The sequence below is a fragment of the Treponema vincentii genome, assembly GCF_010365865.1.
GTDB lineage: Bacteria > Spirochaetota > Spirochaetia > Treponematales > Treponemataceae > Treponema.
In genome coordinates, this window is the sequence record NZ_CP048020.1 from 153,117 (window position 1) to 175,966 (window position 22,850).

23 protein-coding genes and 2 tRNA genes are annotated in these 22,850 nt (G+C 45.6%); 13 read left to right on the plus strand and 12 right to left on the minus strand.

The annotated features are described in order from the left end of the window. Positions 1-43: 43 nt before the first annotated feature. Positions 44-919 carry an AEC family transporter gene (locus tag GWP43_RS00645; RefSeq protein ID WP_162662021.1) on the plus strand — a complete coding sequence of 292 codons (876 nt, stop codon included), beginning with the start codon at positions 44-46 and terminating at the stop codon, positions 917-919. A gap of 49 nt (positions 920-968) precedes the next feature. Here the strand turns inward: GWP43_RS00645 and GWP43_RS00650 are convergent, their stop codons facing one another. From GWP43_RS00650 to GWP43_RS00660, 3 genes are read right to left on the minus strand one after another with little or no spacing between them, the layout of a single operon-like run. Continuing rightward, positions 969-1,292 carry an HMA2 domain-containing protein gene (locus GWP43_RS00650; RefSeq protein WP_162662022.1) on the minus strand — a complete coding sequence of 108 codons (324 nt, stop codon included), beginning with the start codon at positions 1,290-1,292 and terminating at the stop codon, positions 969-971. Beyond that, positions 1,289-3,385, minus strand: coding sequence for a heavy metal translocating P-type ATPase (locus GWP43_RS00655; RefSeq protein ID WP_162662023.1), 2,097 nt, complete (start codon positions 3,383-3,385; stop codon positions 1,289-1,291). Before GWP43_RS00655 ends, GWP43_RS00650 begins: the two co-directional genes overlap by 4 nt. Before the next feature lie 21 nt (positions 3,386-3,406). Beyond that, positions 3,407-3,625 (minus strand): hypothetical protein, encoded by a 219-nt coding sequence (locus tag GWP43_RS00660; RefSeq protein ID WP_162662024.1) that lies wholly within the window; start codon positions 3,623-3,625, stop codon positions 3,407-3,409. 219 nt (positions 3,626-3,844) lie between these two features. Here GWP43_RS00660 and GWP43_RS00665 point away from each other — a divergent pair. The 3 genes from GWP43_RS00665 (at position 3,845) to ptsP (ending at position 5,892) form a co-directional block, all read left to right on the plus strand. Then, positions 3,845-3,915: transfer RNA gene (locus tag GWP43_RS00665), tRNA-Gln, on the plus strand. A 72-nt stretch (positions 3,916-3,987) separates the two neighbouring features. Beyond that, a tRNA-Glu gene (locus GWP43_RS00670) sits at positions 3,988-4,058 on the plus strand. A 76-nt stretch (positions 4,059-4,134) separates the two neighbouring features. Next, positions 4,135-5,892 carry a phosphoenolpyruvate--protein phosphotransferase gene (gene ptsP / locus GWP43_RS00675; RefSeq protein WP_162662025.1) on the plus strand — a complete coding sequence of 586 codons (1,758 nt, stop codon included), beginning with the start codon at positions 4,135-4,137 and terminating at the stop codon, positions 5,890-5,892. Positions 5,893-5,953: 61 nt separating this feature from the next. On the opposite strand, the gene GWP43_RS00680 is transcribed toward ptsP, so the two are convergent. Together GWP43_RS00680 and relB are read right to left on the minus strand one after the other, a co-directional pair. Then, entirely contained in the window at positions 5,954-6,220 is a 267-nt protein-coding gene (locus GWP43_RS00680; RefSeq protein ID WP_162662026.1) for a type II toxin-antitoxin system RelE family toxin, read from the minus strand. Then, positions 6,220-6,441, minus strand: coding sequence for a type II toxin-antitoxin system RelB family antitoxin (relB, locus tag GWP43_RS00685; RefSeq protein WP_162662027.1), 222 nt, complete (start codon positions 6,439-6,441; stop codon positions 6,220-6,222). Before relB ends, GWP43_RS00680 begins: the two co-directional genes overlap by 1 nt. A 255-nt stretch (positions 6,442-6,696) precedes the next feature. On the opposite strand from relB, the gene der reads away from it, so the two are divergent. The 8 genes from der to GWP43_RS00725 all read left to right on the plus strand — a co-directional run bounded on the left by der (position 6,697) and on the right by GWP43_RS00725 (position 14,303). Next, a complete protein-coding gene (gene der, locus GWP43_RS00690) occupies positions 6,697-8,115 on the plus strand; it encodes a ribosome biogenesis GTPase Der (protein ID WP_203232455.1) in 1,419 nt (472 codons plus the stop codon). Further along, a complete protein-coding gene (locus tag GWP43_RS00695) occupies positions 8,091-8,456 on the plus strand; it encodes a MerR family transcriptional regulator (protein ID WP_230977822.1) in 366 nt (121 codons plus the stop codon). Before der ends, GWP43_RS00695 begins: the two co-directional genes overlap by 25 nt. A gap of 70 nt (positions 8,457-8,526) precedes the next feature. Continuing rightward, a complete protein-coding gene (locus GWP43_RS00700; protein WP_162662029.1) occupies positions 8,527-9,183 on the plus strand; it encodes a hypothetical protein in 657 nt (218 codons plus the stop codon). 20 nt (positions 9,184-9,203) lie between these two features. Continuing rightward, on the plus strand, positions 9,204-9,992 hold the full coding sequence (gene whiG / locus GWP43_RS00705; protein WP_162662030.1) for an RNA polymerase sigma factor WhiG: 789 nt from the start codon (positions 9,204-9,206) through the stop codon (positions 9,990-9,992). Between the two features lie 10 nt (positions 9,993-10,002). Then, complete coding sequence (locus tag GWP43_RS00710) at positions 10,003-11,976, plus strand: FapA family protein (protein WP_162662031.1); 1,974 nt, start codon at positions 10,003-10,005, stop codon at positions 11,974-11,976. Beyond that, positions 11,957-12,292 (plus strand): hypothetical protein, encoded by a 336-nt coding sequence (locus GWP43_RS00715; protein ID WP_044015000.1) that lies wholly within the window; start codon positions 11,957-11,959, stop codon positions 12,290-12,292. The genes GWP43_RS00710 and GWP43_RS00715 overlap by 20 nt, the downstream gene beginning before the upstream one ends. A gap of 5 nt (positions 12,293-12,297) precedes the next feature. Beyond that, entirely contained in the window at positions 12,298-12,819 is a 522-nt protein-coding gene (locus tag GWP43_RS00720) for a DUF2802 domain-containing protein (protein ID WP_162662032.1), read from the plus strand. Positions 12,820-12,875: 56 nt separating this feature from the next. Continuing rightward, positions 12,876-14,303, plus strand: a complete 1,428-nt coding sequence (locus tag GWP43_RS00725) for a nicotinate phosphoribosyltransferase (RefSeq protein ID WP_162664702.1) — start codon at positions 12,876-12,878, stop codon at positions 14,301-14,303. A 54-nt stretch (positions 14,304-14,357) separates the two neighbouring features. On the opposite strand, the gene GWP43_RS00730 is transcribed toward GWP43_RS00725, so the two are convergent. From GWP43_RS00730 to GWP43_RS00755, 7 genes are all read right to left on the minus strand, one after another. After that, complete coding sequence (locus GWP43_RS00730) at positions 14,358-15,119, minus strand: hypothetical protein (RefSeq protein ID WP_162662033.1); 762 nt, start codon at positions 15,117-15,119, stop codon at positions 14,358-14,360. A gap of 24 nt (positions 15,120-15,143) precedes the next feature. After that, on the minus strand, positions 15,144-16,472 hold the full coding sequence (locus tag GWP43_RS00735) for a PQQ-binding-like beta-propeller repeat protein (protein WP_162662034.1): 1,329 nt from the start codon (positions 16,470-16,472) through the stop codon (positions 15,144-15,146). A gap of 63 nt (positions 16,473-16,535) precedes the next feature. Beyond that, positions 16,536-17,417: a hypothetical protein gene (locus GWP43_RS00740; RefSeq protein WP_162662035.1), complete on the minus strand. Its 882-nt coding sequence runs from the start codon at positions 17,415-17,417 to the stop codon at positions 16,536-16,538. Then, positions 17,368-18,096: a hypothetical protein gene (locus GWP43_RS00745; protein WP_162662036.1), complete on the minus strand. Its 729-nt coding sequence runs from the start codon at positions 18,094-18,096 to the stop codon at positions 17,368-17,370. Before GWP43_RS00745 ends, GWP43_RS00740 begins: the two co-directional genes overlap by 50 nt. A 16-nt stretch (positions 18,097-18,112) precedes the next feature. Continuing rightward, positions 18,113-18,247, minus strand: a complete 135-nt coding sequence (locus tag GWP43_RS15125; protein WP_256481807.1) for a hypothetical protein — start codon at positions 18,245-18,247, stop codon at positions 18,113-18,115. Between the two features lie 335 nt (positions 18,248-18,582). Continuing rightward, on the minus strand, positions 18,583-19,449 hold the full coding sequence (locus tag GWP43_RS00750) for a helix-turn-helix transcriptional regulator (protein WP_230977824.1): 867 nt from the start codon (positions 19,447-19,449) through the stop codon (positions 18,583-18,585). A 22-nt stretch (positions 19,450-19,471) separates the two neighbouring features. Beyond that, positions 19,472-20,521, minus strand: coding sequence for an endonuclease/exonuclease/phosphatase family protein (locus GWP43_RS00755; RefSeq protein ID WP_162662037.1), 1,050 nt, complete (start codon positions 20,519-20,521; stop codon positions 19,472-19,474). Between the two features lie 210 nt (positions 20,522-20,731). Here GWP43_RS00755 and GWP43_RS00760 point away from each other — a divergent pair, with 210 nt between their 5' ends. After that, positions 20,732-22,813, plus strand: coding sequence for a sodium-translocating pyrophosphatase (locus tag GWP43_RS00760; protein WP_162662038.1), 2,082 nt, complete (start codon positions 20,732-20,734; stop codon positions 22,811-22,813). Positions 22,814-22,850 lie beyond the last annotated feature (37 nt).

Here is a 22,850-nt window from a genome sequence, read left to right on the forward strand (position 1 = left end):
TATTACTGATATGTTTACCTGTCTGCTGTAAAAAGGGGGAATAATGGCTGTTAAAATAGTGCTTCCGTTTTTGTATCTCGGGTTCGGTTTTCTTGTGGGAAAAGCGCCGATCGATATAAAAAAGCAGACGGCATATTTGCTTACCAGAGTAATTATTCCGCTGATCATTATTTACAATATTTCAACGTGCCGTGCCGACTTATTTGTCAGCATATTCGCTATGATTATTATGATGACGGTAATGATGTATATGAGCCGGCTTTTTAGCGCCGATGCCGTCGAACAGTTATGTTTTTTCTATTTAAATATCGGGTGGCTTTCATTGCCGATTGTTGCAACGGTATGGGGAGACAGTGCTGCGACCGCCGTGCTCTCGCTGTATATCGGCAACTCTCTTTTCGGAAATTCCATCGGCGCCGGTATGTTGATCAATAACGGCGCTGCAAAGGTCGATATAAAACGGACGCTGAAATCTCCGCCCGTGGCTGCGCTCATTATTGGCATTATCTGTATTCCTTTCGGGGATAGTATCAAACTCTATTTGCCGCCCTTATATCGAATACTTAAATTAGTCATGAGTATTTTAGGAATGGGTGTACTCGGTATGTGGCTTGCAAAGATTAAGCTTGAAATCAAGGATTTAAAACTAACGCTTAAACTGGCGATAATGCGGGCTCTTACAGTCTGCTGTCTAATGACGCTCTTTATCTTTATTGCGGGGCTGCTGCACTTGGGATTAATAACCGCCAACAAGCAGGCGTTGTATATGATCTGTATCTTGCCGCCTGCCGCCAACATTATCGTGCTTGAAACACATTACTGCCATACGGGGAAATCTGCGGGACTTACCGCGTGGGGAACGCTGTTAAGCTTAGTGCTTATCCCGATATATATTGTGGTAACAAAACTGCTGTTTTAAACCATGACAATCGCATCAGGCTGTTTTTTTAATTGTCCTGCAGAAGCGGTTACGCCGTTTCCCAGTTTTTGACGTATCCTTCCAGTTCGTCCAGCATTGCAAGAATGATGGCTTTATTTTTTTCAGAATACATTTCAGCCTCTTTCTCCAGCTTTTTAAAAAACGGGAGCAATGAAGTAAGCTTCGCTATCGGTACCTTGGTCGGATGGTACTTTATCAACACACTTCCGGTAACGGGATTATGTTCAATCTCTTTGATGATTGATGAAAGCGCCGGAGCTTTCAGGATGGATAATGCCCGCTCGGTGATTGCGGTGTCTTTAAAGACAGGCGCCCTCAGCCGTATGCGACCGGGAAAAAAGCCGGTAATCATCGCGCGTCCTTTAACAACTTTTGCATGGATTCGATACTGACGGCAATGGTCAGCGAATTATGCAGCGTCGCCGCGAGTGCGGGTGGGATAAGACCGAACATACCGGCAAACAAGAGCAGTGAATTGCCGCCGATAATCAGCTTGTTGTTTTTATCTATCCGTGACAGCGTTTTTTGACCGAGCTTCCGCACCGTAATTAAACCGGAAAGTCCGTCGTCGGCCAATACGATATCGGCAGTATCGCCTGCGATGGAAGAACTGTTGCCCATCGCAATGCCGACATCCGCGGCGGAAAGTGCAGGCGCGTCGTTGATTCCATCACCAATCATAATTACCTTATGTCCGGCATTTCGTGCTTCTTGCACATACCGCACCTTATCTTCCGGCAGCGTCTGCGCATGATATTCCGTGATACCGGCCTGAGCTGCAACCTTTGCAGCCGCTTGTTCGGCATCTCCTGTAATCATAACGCAATTGCGTACACCCAAGTGTTTCAGCTCGGAGATGGTTTCTGCAGTACCTTCCCGGGCGGGATCTCCAATAGTCAAAATACCGGCGAGCTGTCCGTCAACCGCTAAATAGAGTAATGAATAGCCTGATTTTTCCGCAGACTTCTGCACGCGGGCTATTGCTTTGGTGGTCGGAACTTTTTCATCTTCAAAAATAAAATGAGCGCTTCCGATACAGAGCCGTTTGCCTTCTAACGAGGACGCGATACCGTGTGCGACAATGTATTCTACCTTCGCATGACGCTCGGGATGGACAAGGTTTTGTTCTTGAGCGGCTCGTACCACGGCTCTCCCCAACGGATGCGGAAAATGTTCCTCAAGGCACGCAGCGAGCCGCAATGCTTCGTCTTTTGTAAAGGAACCGAATGGGTGCACTCCGGTTAAGACAGGTTCCGCATAGGTAAGTGTCCCCGTTTTATCGAAGATAACGGTATCGGCAAGCGCCGCCGCTTCCAAATACTTTCCGCCTTTTACGGAAATGCCGTGCTCCGCCGCTTCCTTCATTGCGGAAAGAACGGCGATAGGAGCGGCCAGTTTCATCGCGCAGGAATAATCGACCATCAATGTTGCAACGGTTTTGGTGATATTCCGCGTAAATAAATAGGTTAAACCGGTCAACAGGAAATTAAAGGGCACTACTTTTTCTGCGATACGTTCCGACCGTTTCTGAGCGGCGGCTTTTAAGGATTGCGAGCGGTCGATCATCGCGATGATATTGTTTACTTTTGTTTCAGAGCCGACCGTGCGTACGCGGATGTATAGCTCACCTTCCAGCAAAATAGTCCCTGCAAAGACAGTCGTGCCACTCTTTTTTTCTACCGGCAGCGATTCACCGGTGATGCTCGCCTGATTCACGAGCCCTTCACCTTTTTCAACATTCCCGTCTGCGGGGATTTGGCTGCCGGCGCGGACAACGACGAGGTCATCTTTTTTAAGTGCGGAAGGAGGAATTGTTCGTTCTTCATTTCCTTCGATAAGATGTACCGGCTCGTTTGAAACCAAAAGCGTTTGCGCCAGATTATTGTACGATTGCCGACGGGTCAGCTCTTCAATTTCTTCTCCCATATCGAGCAACGTTGCTACAAAACGAGCAGTCTGCGCCTTACCGTCAAGAACTGCAACTGTCAGCGCCGTTGCATCGAGTAAATCCGTGCTAAAGAATTTTCCTGCAAAGATGGACTGCGTCGCTTTCATAATGCGCGGCACAATTCTTTTGTAGAGCAACAGGTTGCGTATCGGCATCGGGAGAAGTGCTCGTACGGTAACGTCAAAGAGCGTGGAGGCGAGCACATCGAAGATGCTTTCAGGCATCGGGACTTTTGCAACGGAGTCAAGCAGGCTTTCATCGGACAGGTATTTATCGGAAAGGACTCGGAATAAGGCGAGCACCTCAGCTTCCGAAAGGGTCTTTATGTCGTAATAAACCAAAAAAGATGCGACTTTGGGATTAACTTGAATGTCGGTTATTCCTTCTTGCACCGCGATGAGTGTCTGCGCAAGAATAGCTTGCCGCGGCGAAATTTCAACCGCATTGTAGTGCAGTCTTATTCTGCCGGGCAGAGAGTGTTTAACGGTTACGTTCATTGATAAATTGATAAAAAGTTCTTATGCGTTTTGCGATTGGTTATATGCAGCTTCGGCCGCGATATCCTGTGCGTCCTCTTTCACCGATTCCATAAAGGCAACCGCATCCTGTTTGAGCTGCATACCTTTTTCCGTAACGGCTACACAGGCCTTGCGGAATGCCGGAGTCCGAATAAGAGCAGCTGCAGCCAATCCCGCTGCAACACCTACACCGAATGCAACCCATTTATTGGAAAACATATCCTACCTCACTTATTTCATATTTAAAATCTGCCGTCAGTTTTGCTGATAAGGCATTTTATATTTCCACGATACCAGTTTTTGTTGAAAAACACAATAAGATGCGTTTGTTCTATAATCAGAGCCGCTCCCCTATCTTTTCCGGTTAGATTTAACGTGATACAATGCGTATTCTTGACACGTAGTAGTAATATATGATAGTATACCCTCCGTCAACTTTCCCCGGTTGTGTAATGGTAGCACCGCAGATTCTGGTTCTGCTTGTGGGGGTTCGAATCCTCTCTGGGGAATGTGCCGAAAACCTCTAAAAATAATCATTTTTAGAGGTTTTTGCTTAGTAAAGCACCCGATGCTCTGTTTTAGTCCCTTCGTCTATCGGTTAGGACATGAGATTCTCAATCTTAAAAGACGGGTTCGATTCCCGTAGGGACCGGTCTCTTCCTATCGTATTGTTGCATATCAAATTCGGTTATATATGCAAACCTCATCATTTTTTCTATAATACTTTTATGAAAAAATTTACCGGTTTACCTGTCTGTGGTGGGCTTGTTGTGGGGCGGATTGTGTGCATCCCGGAAAAAGCCGTACAAACGGCGCCTGTTTACACAATTACTGCACAAAATATTAAATCCGAACAAGAGCGGTTGCGCACTGCGGTGCAAGCTGCCCAAGAGGAGCTGAGGCAGGCGCTTATCGAATACCGGACGGCAGATGCTGACACTAAATCCCCCGAGCAGACTATTTTGGAAACCCATCAGGCAATGCTCGCTGACGAAGAGTTTATCCGTGCAATTTATGCAGAAATTGAAACTTCGCTGATGAATGCCGAATCGGTACTCAAACGGAAATTGGATGAAGTTATAGCCATGCTAACCGCCTCGGGTGACAGCTATCTGTGCGAACGGGCGGTCGATATTCAGGATGCATATGAACCGGTTTTTTCTTATTTAAATCCCCAACATAAGCAGACTCCCTCTCGGTTTGTAGGGGTATTGCCTGACTCTTTGCTTGCGGCGCGGGCGTTCAAGCCATCCGAAGCGCTCGAAATAAAAAAACTTGCACCCTGTGGAATTATTATGGAAGAAGGGGGTGCGACCAGTCATATTGCGATTATGGCACGAGCGTGGAATATTCCGACGCTGATTGCCGTTCAGGGACTTATGGATTCGGCAAAGAGCGGAATGTATGCCGTGCTGGATGCTACGAATGGGACGTTGACTTTGGAACCTAATGCGAAAACTATTGCACAAATGGAAGCCGTTGGCAGCGACCGGATTGAAGCACCCGGAGAAGAGCAGGATTATACGCAAGTGTATACGCAAGACGGTATTCCCGTTCATTTGAGCGCAAACATCGCACTTACAGAGGAATCAGAACTGCCGTTCGTGCAGAACGCCGCCGGAATCGGGCTCTTTCGGTCTGAGTTCTTGTTTTTAGGAACTCAAGATATTCCCGATGAAGAGCATCAGTACACAGCATACCGTACCGTTTTGGAACGAATGGGCTCAAAGCCGGTGCTGATCCGCACCTTTGATGCCGGCGCCGACAAGATGCTGAAAGAGCAGGAAAATCTTTTGGAGCGAAATGCGCTGCTCGGTTGGCGAGGAATCCGGTATTGTCTAGATCGTCCCGAAATTTTTAAGCCGCAGCTGCGGGCGCTGTTACGGGCAGGTTGTGCCGGCAATCTGCATATTCTTCTTCCGATGATATCCTGTAAAAAAGAAATCACCGCGGTGCGGAATTTAATCAAAGAGATTGAGCAGGAGTGTGAACAGAATCGGATACCGTATAAGAAAGATATTCCGGTGGGCATTATGATCGAAGTTCCTTCCGCCGCAATCTCTGCCGACTTGTATGCACCGGCCGTTGACTTCTTTTCTATCGGCACCAACGATCTTATTCAATACACGATGGCAGCGGATCGGGAAAATCAAACCATTGCGCATTTAGCCGACTGTTTTCAGCCCGCAGTGCTGCGGCTTATCCGGCACGTTATCAAGGCGGAACCGCTTCTGCACCGCACCGGTGATTCGCGCGGCGGATTTGTGTCCATGTGCGGAGAGATGGCTTCTAATGCGGAGGCAATTCCGCTCTTACTTGGGATGGGCTTGCGGCGGTTCAGCATGGCAGCGCAAAAAATCCCTGAGATTGCGCAGCGGATTGAATCTATCCGGATTTCCGATGCGGAGGCTCTCTGCGAAGCTGTCAGCCGGCTGGATACCGCTGAAGAAATCCGTCGCGAAACAATGAAGCGCTTTCCGCTGTAGGGCAGCACGGTAAATAGACAGGCTTGGTAGAACCGTGAGGGTGCAGCGTATTTACAAGAGACTACTGATCGTAAACCGTCCTTCTATGGCCGACAGTTAGAGCAAGAATAACAAGTTCATTGTCTTGTATCGCACATATCAGCCGATAATCTCCTATTCTGTATCGCCACTGTCCGCTTCTATTTGCTGTGAGTCCTTTGCCATGTACGCGCGGATTTTCCGAGCCTTCAAGGTTCTTATCAATCCATGCAGCTATCATGCGTTGCGTATATTTATCCAGTTTTTTAAATTCTTTATCAAATCGAGCAGTCGTTTCAACCCTGTACATTACAAACCTAACTCTTTCTTGAGTTCAGAAAATGGACGGCTTTTTTTCCCGGTACTCACATATTCTTGATATGCCTCCGCAGCAACAGTAATATCATATTCATCTTCAATTTTTTCAAACAATGCATTCTTAAAAGCTTCTCCCAATGATACCGAATGCAGTTTTGCATAGCTATTCGCAATAGCTCTTTCTGCTTCTGTCAACCGTATTGAAAACGCCATACTATCACCTCCTCAACGTAGGATATTGTACTATATTGATTCAATTTGTCAATATTTTTGACAGTAGGTATCAGCAAGGAGGTCAATTTTTGAAAGCAAGTTTTTGGACAACCTCGAACATCCTGATGGGTGCTTGAGAGAGCTGCGGTAATTTTCTATAATTGCAATCCGGTAAGTGTGTAAGGAAATATAATGAGCAAAAATCACAGGATAGATGTCGCCAGAGACGATGAGGCATTCGATGTAGATACGGCCATGTATAGTGATACGGATGCGAACATAGAAGCTGCGGGTGCGGAATTCGACTACCGCAAAAAATATGAGAACACGCCGCTTGTGGTGATAGCAGGGCGTCCGAATGTCGGGAAATCTACCCTGTTCAATCGCTTTTTGCGGAAGCGCCGCGCCATTACCGATCCGACGCCCGGCGTAACCCGCGACCCCATCGAGGCACAGGCAATTATCAACGGGAAACCGGTACGGCTGATGGACACGGGCGGTTTTAAGCTGACCCGCAGCGGCGACGAAAAAGAAGACCAGATGGATGAGCTGGTTATAGAAAAAACGCAGGAAGCGCTCCGCCGTGCCGATAAAATTCTTCTATTATTAGAGGCCTCTGCACCCACTGCGGAAGACGAAGAGTTTATCCGCTTTCTGCGTCCCTATTGGGGTAAGCTCATCACTGCGGTGAATAAAACCGAAGGCGGGCGCGGCGAAGCGGAAGCCTATAACTACCTCAGCTTCGGCTTTCCGACACTCTTATGTATCAGTGCCGAACATGGGGATAACATCATGCCGCTTGCCGAAGAGATAACCAAGGGCTTGGACTTTTCGCGTGTACGCGAAGCGCCCGCCGACACTGCGATCCGCATCGCACTCATCGGTAAGCCGAATACCGGCAAGTCCACACTCAGCAACTACCTAACTAAGACTTCCGCATCGATTGTGTCGGAGATTGCCGGTACAACGCGCGATGTGGTGGAAGGAGAGTTTTTCTATAAAGACAGACAGTTTATCATTCAGGACACTGCCGGGATTAGGCGCAAGGCAAAAGTAAAAGAGGATATCGAGTATTACTCGGTTGTCCGCGCGATGAAGAGCTTGGAACATGCCGACATTGTCTTTCACCTGATCGATGCGGAGGAAGGGCTCACCGAACAGGATAAAAAGATCATCGTGCAGGCGACCAAGCGGGGACTGGGTGTTATCTTTGTGTTGAATAAATGGGATTTGGTGAAAGGCGAAAAAAAATTCCACGATGCGGAGCAGCATATCAAGATTATGTTCGGCAAGATGGAATATGCGCCGATTGTTCCCGTTTCCGCACAGAAAGGGAGCGGCATTCCCGACCTGCTCAACACCGCGCTGGAACTATTCGACCAACTGACAAAAAAGGTAGAAACCTCTGCGCTCAACCTCGCGCTCAAGGACTGGCTTGAGGCGGTACCACCTCCGCATGGGCAGCGCAATTCTTTCACGCTCAAGTATATGGTGCAAACCTCCGCACGGCCGGTTGAGTTTTTAATCTTTGCAAATAAACCCGACCTTGTCTCGGAATCCTATCTCCGGTACATCACCAATCGGATACGGAAAGACCTCGGCTTTAGCTCAATCCCCTTTTTAGTACGGGTAAAGGGTAGTCGGGTAAAATGGGAAGACCGGGTAAAACCGTGACAGGCTTTTCCATCGGCGAAGTTGAAAAGATAACCGGTATCAAGGCGCATGTTCTCCGCTACTGGGAACAAACGCAGCCCTTTTTGCGTCCGCAAAAGGATGAGCAGGGCAGGCGGCTGTATACCGATCATCACCTCGATTTAATCTTCCGTATGAAGTATCTGATTGAGGTGCGAAAGTTTACGCTTGAAGGTGCAGGCCGGCAGCTCCTCTCCGATCTTTCCGACAAGGGCGGGAGCAGCCGGATTACGGAGCTTTCCGGTATCCGCAGCGAATTACTCGATATGTATCGACTTTTGCAAGGAAGTAAAAATGTGTTTAAGCCGATATCTGAAGATTAACAAGCAAGTCCAGGCAATGCCTTGACGAGAGATAGAAATTCGCATAAGCTATTGAGGTGGAGGTTTGTCCGTGTTGAAGCTAAAAGCTCCCTTAATCATTGCCGGTACAACATGTGTTTTATCTATGCTTATCGGACTGATAAGTGGGGTTCGATTCTTACATATTTTGGGAAGAGGGCTTATTGCCGGTGTAGGAGCAGGAAGCTTTGTGTTCTGTGCACGGATTCTTTTAAAGCGATTTATCCCCGACCTTTTTGCACCTCCTGTTTTATCGGATATCGCTGAAACGGCAGATAGCTCTTCCGGATCAAATATTAATATTACCCTTGATGACGACTTGACGGCAGTAGCTCCTGCAACAGCAGGAGGTAATATGGAAACTTCTGCAACACCGAGCGCCACAGCGGGAGCGCAGGCAGAGTCTCAAAGCTCGGAGGCGTTTTCTGATGATTCTGCTACGGGCTCTTCAGATAACGATACTATATATGAAACGCCTGTAGATTCCGATTCTTCCCCTCTTTCTTTTAGCGATAGCTCTGAAGGTGATGGTGGCTTATCGGATTTACCTAATATGGGCTCATTTATAGATGATGATTTTGATGAAAATATCGATGATAGTGTACAACCGGATAGTAGCGGCTTTTCTATGACCGGTATTCAGACCGGCGGTACTGATAGTAAAGTAATGGCTCAGGCAATTAGAACCGTTTTAGCAACTGAGGATTAGAGGGTGGATGTTGATATAGTATGGGAAATATCAGTTTAGACACGAGACCGGAAGATGAGCTTTGGCTTGAGTATAAACATACACAAGACCCACAGCTTCGTGAGTTTTTTATTATAAAATACGCACCTCTTGTAAAATACGTTGCCGGTAAGGTTGCCGTTGGTATGCCGAATAATGTTGAGTTTGATGATTTAGTCGGGTACGGCGTATTTGGTCTGCTGGATGCTATCGATAAATATGATCCCGAAAAGAATGTGAAATTTAATACTTATGCAGTGACGCGGATCCGCGGCGCTATTTTTGATGAATTACGCTCAATTGATTGGGTTCCTCGTTCGGTACGTCAGCAATCCCGTGAAATTGAGGAAGTAATAGCGGATTTGGAAGCTCGGTTAGGGCACGGTGCGACCGATTCGGAAATTGCCGAAGCACTTGGCATGAGTGTCGAAGAATTCCATCAAGTTTTATTAAAAATTTCAGGTACCAGTATCATCTCCCTTACCGATTTACGGTTTGGGTCGGATGATTCCGAACAGACGCCTGTTGTAGACAGTATTGAAGCGCCGGCTTCGCTTAATCCCGATGTCATTGTAGAACGAGAAGAAATGAAGCGAATTATCGTGGATGCAATTAACGAACTTCCCGATAGAGAAAAAAAAGTATTAATCATGTATTATTATGAGGATATGACATTACGGGAGATTGGGAAAGTATTAGAGGTAACCGAATCGAGGGTGTCTCAGATTCATACCAGTGCAAACCTAAAACTTAAAGCAAAATTGAGCAATATTCGTAAGGGTATCCGTTAGGAGCGTTGCTATGATACATTTTGAACAAATTCGGGAGCAGATGAAGGAACAGTACGAAAAGGATTCCTCCCGTTTTTTTGTTGAAGTTACAGGGCAAACCCTCGAAGAAGCAATTGACAATGCTGCCGTCGAGCTCGGTTTACGCCGCTCCCTTATCGACTATGAAATTTTACAAAAAGGGGCTTCAGGTTTTTTTGTCTTAAACCCCAAAGAATGGAAAATTCGTGCTTACGAAGCACACAAAGTGCGTAAACCTAATGTTCATGCGGAGGTCGCTGCTGGCCTCAGTACGGAAGAATTACCGGAAGAAAATATGGATAGGGACGGAGCTGCGTATGTATTCTGCGCGCCCGACGGTGTATTCCTGAAAGTTACGCCACCCATCGGTAACGGCAGAAAAGTAGCGCTTGCCGATGTCGTGGAACGAATACGCGATAGAAATGTGGCTGTCCCGCCGGATGAAATTTTAAAACCGATTGTTAAAGCCTGTGCGGATGAATATGTCAGAATAGGACATTATGAATATGTGCCCGGTAACGATGCGCTGATGTCCGTTGAAATCAGCGATGACGAGATGAAAGCATATCTTTTTGTGTCTCCACCGATGCCCGGCGGCGCCGATGTGTCGGCAGATATGATTATCACCTTCTTATCAAATAATCGTGTCATTTCAGGTGTTAATGAAAAAAGAGTTAAACAATTCCAAGATAGTCCCGTATATCGTGAAAATTATTTAATCGCAGAAGGAACGCCGCCGCAAAAAGGCGCCGATGCTAAGATCCTTTTCAATTTTGAAACCGATAATACGCAGCTGCGCCTAAAAGAAAACAAGAGCGGGCAGATTAATTTTAAAGAGCTCAATCTTATTCAAAATGTCATTGAAGGGCAGCCGCTTGCCCAAAAGGTTCCTGCTGAAGAAGGGAAAAGCGGAAAAACCGTTACCGGAAAATACCTACCCGCTGCATCCGGTAAAGATATAGCTATCCCATTGGGAAAAAATACTCGATTAGCCGAGGATAATCTGACGGTTGTTGCCGAAACGAAAGGTCAAGTTTTGCTGATAAAAAACAAGATCAATGTCGAGCCGATTATGACGATCGAAGGTAATGTGTCGATCAAGACCGGGAATATCGTGTTCCTTGGTACGGTATTTGTTAAGGGAAATGTTGATGACGGCTTCTCTATTAAGGCTGCGGGTAACATCGAAGTAAAAGGTACTGTCGGAAAGGCATCGTTGGATGCGGAAGGTGATATCGTCGTCAGTCAAGGTATTGCCGGGAAAGAAGGTGGGCATATCCGTGCGGGTAAGTCGATATGGTCTAAATTCATCCAAAATATCGAATTGGTAGAAGCGGGAGATATGGTTATCGTATCGGACGGTATCTTAAATTCAAAAATTATTGCTAATCATAAAGTTATTTGCCGTGGAAAGCGTGCTGATATCATCGGTAGTCAAGTAACCGCGTGCGAGGGGGTGTATGCTCGAAATCTCGGTAGCCCTGCAGGCGGTTCTGATACGGTTATCAGTGTCGGCTTCGATCCACGCAGCAAGGAGCGACTTGTCATACTAGAGAAAAATCTGCTTGCTTCCGAGAAAGCGCTCACAGCCTTAAAGCTCGATTTAAAATCGCTTGAAGGGCAAAAAAAGATTCTCAAAGAGCTCTCCGAAGAGAAAGAAGCATTGCTTAAAAGGAAAAAAGAGTTACGCTATATTAACGAAACGGAAATTAAGGAGCTGCGAAACGAAATAGAACGGATACGAGATTATCTTGCTGCGCTAAAAACGGATGGACGGGTTTCTGTTTCAGGTAATATTTATACCGGTGTTCGGATTGTTATTAAAGATATTATCGAAGATGTACGGGTTGATTGCAAGGCAACGACATTCTTTTTGCAAAACGGTCTCGTGCGGTATGGCCCTTATGAGGACTATACCAATGATGATGACGTAAAGAGGACGCCCAGTGGGTATTCAACCGATTGATCTACAGACACTTTATACTCAACTTGATAAGGTCGGAAAGCTTCAAGGAGACGCACGGCAGACGTTTGCTGCAGAATTCGAAAACAGTCAGCAAGCTAACAAAGAAGATGCCGCGCGGCGCCAGCAAACGGTACAGAAAACCGAGGCTACAGGAGCTGAAAAAACGGCGATAAATAAAGACGGTTCAAACGGTTCTTCAGGAGGGGCATTTAACAATACTCCTCAACAGCAAAAAAATGAAACGCCTCTTACAGACGAAAAATCATATTATATTCAAGATCCCTTGCTTGGAAAAAAAATCGATATTTCAGGATAATTCCTATGCTTATTGTTGCCCTCATACTGCTCTGTATTAATATTATTTTAATGATTGTTTTTTATCGAAAGACATCACATAACTTTTCGCAAAATGCATACCGCGACCGTATTCGGGAAGAAGTAAATCGGCTTATTATCGATATTGAACATGAATCGGATCATGCGGTAACGGTACTTGAAGATAAAATTCAGCAGATAGAGAAGCTCCTTGCCGACACGGACAAACATATCGCGCTTGTCGAGCAGGAGCATGAAAAATGGCGAATGCAAAAAGATTTTCTTGGCTCCCGTCGGACTTTGCAGCAAGAAGATACTGAACCGGCAGTCGATACGAAAAAAAATACCGTGATGATTTATAAAAAACCTATCGGCATCCCCGAAGCTGCGGCAAAAGTCTCGCCTCTTTTGAATCCTCGGGAACAAGTTGTCGAACTGGCACGACAAGGATTCTCGATCGACTTTATTGCCGAAAAAATAGATCTCCCTCTTGGTGAAATTGCACTTATTCTCTCTATAGGAGGATAGGTGAGGTACGAAAATAGATCTCAAAACTATCGGGCAAAACAATTATAGGAGTGATGATGATTACCAGTGCACTTTTTTCGGATCTCTATGAGCTGACAATGGCTCAAGGTTATTTTAAACGCCAAAACAATCGGCCGTGCGTCTTTGATATGTTTTTTAGGCGCAATCCGTTTAAAGGAGGCTACGCGGTTCTTGCAGGTCTTGAGCCGTTGCTCGAAGCGATTCAAGCCTTTCACTTTGATGACTCCGATATAGCCTACCTTGCGACTCTCCATCTTTTTGATGATGACTTTCTTAGCTATCTCAAGGATTTCCGCTTTTCAGGTTCGGTGTGGGCAATGGATGAAGGGAGCCTTATATTTCCCAGCGAGCCGGTACTGCGTATTGAAGCACCGATTATCGAAGCATTGCTTCTCGAAGGGCTTATCCTCAATACTATCAATTTTCAAAGTTTGATTGCAACAAAGACCGCCCGCATCTGGCTTGCGTCGGGGAAGTCTTCTATTATGGAATTCGGCTTGCGGCGTGCACAGGGGCCGGACGGCGCGATGAGCGCTACCCGTGCGGCTATTATCGGCGGGGCGGCCGGTACCAGCAATACACTCGGCGGAAAGCTTTACGGCGTACCGGTGATGGGTACTATGGCTCACGCATGGGTGATGTCTTTCCCCACTGAAGAAGAGGCGTTTGAACAATACGCCGCCATCTATCCCGATAAGTCGGTATTCCTTATCGACACGTACAACACGCTCGGTTCCGGCATCGAGGCGGCAATAAAAGTCGGGAAAAAACTGCAAGCGCAAGGGAAAAACTTCGGCGTCAGACTTGATTCAGGGGATATGCAGTATTTAAGTACCGAAGTACGGAAACGGCTCGACGCCGCCGGTTTACCCGAAGCCAAAATCTCCATTTCCAACGAACTAACCGAAGAAATTATCGAATCGCTCATTTTGAATAAAGCACCGATTGACTCGTGGGGTGTCGGCACTCACATGGTAACCGGCGGGCAAGAGGCTTCGTTTACCGGTGTATACAAACTTGCTGCGCGTCAATCCGATGACGGAACGTGGTTGCCGGTTATGAAGCTGTCGGATAATCCTGCAAAGATTACCAATCCGGGTATTAAGCAGGTGTGGCGGCTCTACGACAGTGATGGATTTTTTAAGGCTGATATTATCGGTTTGTATGATGAAACGCTCGATGCCGAAGCAATGAACACCTACTATCACCCGTTGAACGATTATCAAAGCTTTTCGTTTAAAGCGGCAAAGGCGGAACAATTACTCCACCTAAAAATTACCGACGGCGTCTACACCGGTAAAAAGGAAACACTTCAAGAGCTACATCAGCGGGCAAGCCGACAGCTGGAATGTTTACATCCGACTTCCCGCCGCCTGCTCAACCCGCACATCTACAAGGTGTCGCTTACAAAGACGCTCTTTGCAATGAAGCAGAAGCTGCTGCATTCCCTGCGCCGCGGATAAAACCGTATCGTCTGCAGCAGCTGTATAATCCGGCTGCTGTCCGGGCGCATTCCATCAATAATTGATACTCAACGCTAAGCCGAATTGGTTGGGAGCGATGATAGGTACGGTATGAATAGACACTTCCGCTTTTGCCGGAGTCAGCGCTTCTTTAAGCGTTCTATTGTATTTTGATGTATGCACACTTACGCTGATAATGGAAGCAAGTTTGTTTGCCAGAAAGACGCCGAATCCTGTTTGAACGATTATTTTGGAGATTTTCATTGTCTTATCAATTGATGAGAATGTGTCCGCTACTTGTTTGTCGTCTTGTCCTAATAGTAGAGCCGGTAATAAAAGAACGTACATAAGCCCCCCTCCTAAATAAATAGAGCCGGCAGTAACTATGGTACCGACTGCAAGGCTGTCTATTACCATATGTGTTATTCCGCCGACTCTATCTTTATTGATAAAGTTACCGATACCAAAGCCGAGTAAACAATTAAATAGGAGCGGTTTCACATACCCCAGTCTGTATTGTCCTTGTATATCAAGCCGCCGTCCTTCGGGCAGCAGCAAGGCTTGCTGATTGATGAGCGCTTTGTTTTTAAAAAGTCCATCCTTAATCAGGTCATCAATCCGAATTTCTGCCATTGCCCCTTGTACTTCGGCTATTTTAGCAGGGGACATTTCCGATAAGGTCTCTGCCCCTATCGTTGTTTCTTGGGCAACGGTATTGCTTTGAACTGCTTCGTTTTCTTCTGCTTGAAGTAGCCCTTGCGGATAGGCCGTAAGAGCTATGCAGAATATAGTGCATAGAAATACATCTTTTTTCATATTTATCCTCCTTGTGTATAGGATTTACACCCGTATTGCGCACAGGGTCGCGCGGTTCGTTTTAAAGTTCTTGTTAAAAAAGATGAAGTAATCTTTATACAGCACATTTGCCTCGTTCCCCCATGCGATGATACTTTTATCCACACCTAACAACTTCCCTGTCTTTGCATCGAATACCCGCAGCCCGTCTATATGGGTTACAATATACGCTTTCCCATCCTTTACTACCGGATACGTACTGCTTGTTCCGCTTACCGGATGGAAACCCCACAGGAATTTAAGCGTCTTTGCATCGATGCAAACGAGAGAATATACAAGGTCTTTAGACATTCCTGTTTGCGAAGCGGTTTCCGTGGAACCTACGGTGGTGTAATACAATCTGCCGTCGTCATACCAAATACCGCATAAAGATACGGTCGGAATCATCAACGGCTGCGTGTATGGCGGGTCTTTTTCATCATCGTATCGGGTAAGGACTTCTCCGGTATGTTTATCAACTCGCAGTAAGGCTGTTACATCAAGCATGTACAAGATATTGTCTTTAATAATCAAATCATTGTTAACTCTTCCTTGCAATCCATGTAATTCTTTTTCCCATTTTACCGTTTCACTTTGTAGATCAATTGCTACCAGTGTGCTGTATCCATCAGGATGTTTTATGTTAAAAGTATTAAAGAAAAGTATATTGCCATCGATGATTGGTGCTGACCAGAAGGTACATTGGCGCCAATCAGCTTTGGTGTATAGACTGCGCGGAACACGGATTTGTATTGCCCCGTTTTGCGTGTAATCGATTGTATCTAAATCAAGTTTTAAAAGGTGTGCATTAATAGATCCGGGGTCTCCTGCACTTCCCCAATACAGCGCAGTTCCATCCGTTACAATTGTTTTAAGCTTATATCTATTGTGAAGCGCTTCCTGTTCCGTCGTTCCTACCTGTATCCGCGCTAATCGTGTACCGTCAATATCTGAATAACAATAAATAATACCATTTTTGCGCATAAAATAGAGCTTATTATCGGCTTTTACGATATTTGACGAGTACCATTGATGTCCATCAAATATTTGATCTGCCTTCCATACATAAGCGCCGGTTTCCATATCTATTTTTATCAGCTGTACTCCATCCTCTTTTTCTCTTTCAATATTCTGAAGAAGGTATAAATAGTTGTCTGCAGTGTATGCTTGAGAATGAATTTGCATTCCATCCAGTTTTAGCTGCCAAGCATAATTAGGAGTATAGGACGGTTCTCTTTCCGTATCCTTCTGTTTATTACTATTGAACAGCAAATCGCAGGAAGAACATGCGGTAAGCAATAAGGCTGATAAGATAAAAAGTGAGTATTTCTTCATAAGTGTGCTCCCTTTGAACTGTTGCGGCAGCAACAGCTTCTGCAACAGTTCCTATTAAAGTTCTTACCGAATCCCTTTTCCTTGCTCTATCATACTCGTAATCTCCTCTTGCACTTCTTTTGGCGGCATACCGGTACCGTTATAATTGAAAATTTCCGCATGATTGTAGTTAAAGGTTTCATAACCCCTCGTCTGGTCTCCTACAATTTTCCCGTGTACACTCTTCGGGATATACTGGCTTTCCTTTGCAACAAGGCCGTCGTGTTCGGATGAGCCGAGCAGGTTATTTACGCGGCTGTCGAAGTTCCAGCAATATTCACGCGCCTTGACACAGGCTGCCGCATAGCGGGGACTTCCCGTAAATAAGCCGACAATCCCCACGCATTTTACAATATGAATACCTTCCGCAGCGGCAAAAAATCCTCCTGTTACGTTCAGCACTGTACGTATACCTTTTTCTGTACTTCCGGCTATACTCAATACATTGTTTTTTGTACCGGCGATATAGCCTATCGGAATGTTTTCAGGTAGTTTAGACGTATGCTTATATCCAATGTATGTGCTATACACAGGACTATACTGCCAACGCAACGCCCAATACTTCCATTCCCAGCGGTTTGTTACCCTTTCCCATCCCAAGTGCCGGGTCGTGCCGGTTTGTACCTGATAGGAATACGGTTTTGATTCTATAACATTTTGCTTTATAAAATCGCTTTGCGGTATCATATCCCGAATTTCGCAGTAGTCATTTAAGGTAGCTTGCTCTGCTGCTGCTGTTGTTGCTTGTAAAGCCGGTTTTACCCATTGGCTTAGTCCAGGGTGCTTATCTAATATGAAATTAATGAGCCACCACCCCAATTTATTGAACTCTCGTTCATCAAAACCGGCAAAATATTTACCACAACCATTGATATTTCTGGAAAACAAAATAACCGTAATTATCATCTACAAGTAAAGGAATCGTTTCCAAAAGCCTGATGGTTTTTATTGATGTGTTCGGAGTTGAGCCTAGTGAATATGTCCTGAGTACTGCATCCCGTTCCGGTTCTGTACTGTTAAAATAAATTGTTGTTAATGCATCTTTATACTCATCATTATACATGGTGCCATTTAAAATACTCTTATAATCAGCAGCATTAATCCTTAATTTTAATTTCGATTTTATGATCATAAAAAAACTGCGAGGATTTGAATTATATCGCAAATCCATGTATGCTGCTTTTCCATTTTTGATAGTAATTTTTTTCCCGTCTTTGAAAACTATTGGATAAATATTCTCAGATTCAGAAAAATTATCAATATCTTGAAAGTAGGTTCCGGGAACAAACTTTGAAGATACATAACCGATTTTTCCCTCAGCGTAAAGTTTACTAATATCTTGAAAACTTTTGTTCAAAATGGGATTGCTTTCTTCAATTGGCTGAATATCATTAATGGAACATTTATTAAAGACAGATTTTGTTTTCTCAGAAATAAATTCAACAGTTAACGGACTTTCTGTCATGTTCAGAACATAAAACTCTGCCGTATGTTCACTCATATCCGTTACTTGTATGCATGAACTAAAGGAAAAACATAAAACAACAACTAAAACCAATGCACGTATAAAATCTTTTATTTTCATTTATAACCTCTCTTTTCTAAAATATTCCAACGCTCAGCTTTACCCTGCTCAACGGTTCATAAAGCTGCGATGTCCCGTCCACTGAATTTTTGCAGGACGCTGCTACAAGCAGAGCCGACAGAATAAAAAGATACAATACTTTTCTTTGCATAATCACTCCTTTGCATCCGTACGTGCAGTTTACAAACTGCGATTTGAACAAGTTCTTGTTCATAACATAAACACTCGCCGTCCCAAAACCGAACCGACGCGTATTCCGCTTCTCTATACTCAAGCGTAAAGGAGCTTTTCTCTGTCGTCAAGCGAAAATTCTGCAAAGAACCGGAGTTCTTAAAAAAAAAGAACTTTCGGTTCTCTTTTTTCGGGGTTGTTTAAAAAACGGTCTGACGTGTTTGTCTTGATGACCTTATTGAATTAATTCATGCTGCTGTATAAAAATGAGAAAGGCATGATAATTCGCAACGTTCAGCGCTTTGTAAATTTCGGTCATTTCTTTTTTTTTATCACCGATTCCGAAATACAAAGTTTGTCGCCGATTTGTTTGAAGGTAATACCCTCCGCCGCTAAGCAAAGGCATTGATGCTGCCGCTCGGTTAACCGGAGCGAAGATACGTGGATGGGAGTTTTTCGTGTATAATAGTGTTTTAAATCATCTGCAAACAGGACAAACAGGGCAGCTGCCATAAAAAAACCAAGCCCAATGTGCAGCAAGGAAAGCATAAAAGCGGTGCTCCCATGCCGAAACCACTGGGTAATCAAAACAGCTGCAAAGCTGCCGCCTAACACACTAATCTTATATCGGATATATGTTTTAAAGAAATTCGCTTTTAATAGAATGAGTAATCCCGCCAGATATAAAGAAAGTCCGAGCAAATTGCCGCCATGATAAATATTGACCAATCCTGCAATCAAACACGGAAACGTATACAGGATGATGAAGCGGGGTTTGATTGCGATATAACCGAGCATAACCGCACATAAAATATTGGATAATCTGATCAGCCTATCTGACGGAAGAACGGAAATATACTGCAATACAATGACGGCAACGGTAACGGGTAGCATGATAAGAGCCACAAGCCGGGATTTTTTTATGAGAGTTTGGGTATAGATAAAATGCCGTATTTCTTCTATAGGTTGTTTAGTGCGCATAGAAGCATTCCTCTTGCCGATCGGTATTCCATATAGCATACCGGTTAAAACCGGAACCGTAAAGTCCTTGCCGATGGCTTTTATCAATGCCAATACCGCGGGATGAATTGCTTGCGGACAACCCGGAAATAACCGGTACCCGGACAATCCGCAAGCTGATTCGTGCGAGGGGATTGATTCCTGCCGTTTTTCTACCGCCACGGATGGCAGTTGTGCCTCTCTTTTAATCGCGTATTTCGAAGCGGAAGCCGAGCGGTAAATGGTCTGAATACCCTTCGCCGGTCAGCACATTGTATCTGACCGGTTTACCGTCTTCAATCAGCGGCGGTTCATACAATACAAAAAACAGCAGCGGTTCGATATAAGCCTGTCCCGTATCCGAAGCGTTTTCTGAAACCTCGTAATCGCTCGTACCACTCTCGTAGAAAATATGATCGATTTTCTCCCACGAATTTTTAAAGTAATAGCTGCCGTTCGGCTGTGCGCCCGCTTCGTTCTCTGTTCTATAGCTCGATACGTTCCAACACACCGGAAAATCAGACAGCTGATTAAATTCTTCCAATGTCTGATTAAAGTCTCCGCATACGACAAAGGGGATATCCGGATTTCTTTCTCTGTGTTCTTGAATTTTTTTTATCAACTGAGCTTCTTGTTGAGCGCGGACGACTGCACTGTCGGAACCACCGGTTTTTGATTTCCAATGCACGGCAAAAACGGTTAATAACTGCGGCTTATCTTTGCTCCCCGTATTCAATACCACCTCAATTAGCGGACGCAGCGACACCCTTTTTTCGGTCTGCAAGCGATGTACAAAATAGCGTTCAACAGGATACTTACTCAAAATCACCGTAGTAAAGGCGCCTTTATCCGAATGCGGCGGGCATACTGCATAGGGATAATTTTCTCCATTCGGTAGTTGTTTACAGAAGTCCTCAATCACGCGGTTACTTTCAACCTCCTGCAAGACCACGATATCAGGCAACCGGTCTTTTTTCCCTGTCAGCTTTTCTCCTGCTGCAAATATGGTGCCTTTAAGCCGTTCGAGGCGGGCTTTGTACTTCTGAGCTGTCCATCGGGATTTACTCCCTTTGTATTCTTTAAACTCGGTACCGTCCTCTACGGCGTCAAAGAATGTCTGCGTGTTATACGTAACGAGTGTAACAGGCTCATTAAACTGCCTATCCGTAAGGGGAGTACACCGCGTGCATTGTAGAAAGAAAACGCCCACGGCAATGCAGGCAAAGAACGGAAATAACAATCGTTTAAGTTTCATGGCTTAACCTCCGGCTCTTATATAGAGCACGAGACGCAAAATGGCTATAAAATCAGGCTTGAAAAAACATATTTCATGTATTAAAATACGAAAATCAGTTCCAATAAAAAGTACTTTGGACACGTCACAGAAGCAATAGTTATAAATTGCAATAGAATCTTCTATAAAAAATTTTATAAAAGAGGGAAAAGTATTGAGAGGAGTAATAGTATGATAACTAATCTTGTGTATTCCGTATTGGTGCTTGTTCTTGCGGGGAGCATTGCAGCATTGCTGTATGCCTTTGCAAAAACGCGCTGGATTAACCGGCAGCCGGTAGAGAACGATGACTTACGGCGCATCAGCGGGTATATCTCGGAAGGAGCAATGGCTTTTTTGAACCGCGAATATAAGGCATTGGTGCCTTTTATTGCAGCGGTTGCTTTGTTTTTGGCTGCCGGGAATAAAGGCGAGCTTAAAATGGAAGCGCTTACTTTCGTATTGGGCGCAGCAGTATCCCTGTTGGCAGGATTTATCGGTATGAAGGTTGCAACTGCGGCAAATGCGCGCACGGCGCAGGCGGCAAAAAACGGCGGTCTTACCCCGGCATTAAAGGTTGCATTCTCCGGCGGCAGCGTCATGGGTATGAGCGTTGTCGGTCTTGCGCTATTCGGATTTTTTATTGTAATGCTTATAGGAACCCTGACTTACGGAACGGATATCAAGACTTTTTATAATATAACGCTACCGCTTGGAACCGCCTTTTCGCTTGGCGCTTCCTCAGTCGCGCTTTTCTCTCGTGTCGGCGGCGGTATCTTTACCAAAGCGGCGGACGTCGGTGCAGACTTGGTCGGTAAGGTAGAAAAAAACATTCCCGAAGACGACCCGCGCAACCCTGCCACTATTGCGGATAACGTCGGTGATAACGTCGGCGACGTTGCAGGTATGGGGGCAGACCTCTTTGAATCCTTTGTCGGTTCGCTGATTGGAGCGATGATTCTCGGTTTAACCGTCGTCGCTTCCGATTCCCTTAAATTAAAGCTTATGGTATTGCCGCTTTTGATTGCGGTTTTGGGTATTGTTGCATCCTTAGTCGGAACGATATTTGTACGTGCAAAACCGGGAAGCGATCCTCAAAAAGCGTTGAACGCCGGTACCTTCGGCGCGGCAATCCTGGCAACTGTTTTCTTGTTTATCGTATTGAAGTTCTTTATCGGCGAAGAAACCTTTAATGGAACCGCCGGTATGTACCATATCTTCGGCGCAACGATTACCGGTCTCGCCTCCGGCGTTCTTATCGGGCTTTTAACCGAGTACTATACCGGTACGGGCAAGAAGCCGGTTGTTTCGATTATGAATTCATGCGAAACAGGCGCCGCAACAACGATTATTACCGGTCTCGGCGTCGGTATGCGCAGTGCATTCCCGACCATCGTATTGATCGGAGCGGCAATCTGGGGCAGCTTCAGCTTGGCAGGCCTCTACGGTGTCGGTATTGCGGCAGTCGGTATGCTGGTTACGCTCGGTATTCAACTTGCCGTCGATGCTTACGGCCCCATCGCGGATAACGCAGGCGGCCTTGCTCAGATGGCGGAGTTCCCGGGCGAAGTACGTGAAATTACCGACAGCCTCGACGCCGTCGGAAACACTACCGCTGCAATCGGGAAGGGTTTTGCTATCGGTTCCGCAGCATTAACCGCTATCATCCTTTTCACCTCATTTAAAGAACATACCGGCGTCGATATTGTCGATATTACGAATATTCCCGTTCTGACCGGTATCCTGCTGGGCGTTGCGGTGCCGTTCCTCTTCTCCGCTATGGCGATGTCCGCAGTCGGTAAAGCCGCGTACAAGATGATAGAAGAAGTGCGCAGTCAGTTTAAAAATAAGCCCGGCATTTTGAACCACACCGAAAAGCCGGACTATAAGCGCTGCGTAGACATCAGTACGCAGGCCGCTATCCGCGAAATGGTTATCCCCGGCCTTGTTGCCATTATCACACCGATTTTAGTCGGCTTTGTCGGCGGCCCGGCGATGCTTATCGGGTTATTAACCGGCGTTACCGGCTCTGGCGTTGTACTCGCCATCTTTATGGCAAATTCGGGCGGCGCATGGGATAACGCAAAGAAGATGATTGAATCGGGCAGCGGCGCAGGCAAAGGCTCCGAAGCGCACAAGGCCGCCGTTGTCGGCGATACGGTTGGCGATCCCTTCAAAGATACCGCCGGTCCTTCGATCAATATTTTGATAAAGCTGATGTCGATGGTCTCATTGGTTATCGCACCGATGCTGAAAACTTTCTGGGGCTTATAAAAGAAGATCTCTGTATAGAACTTGCGGTAATACGCTC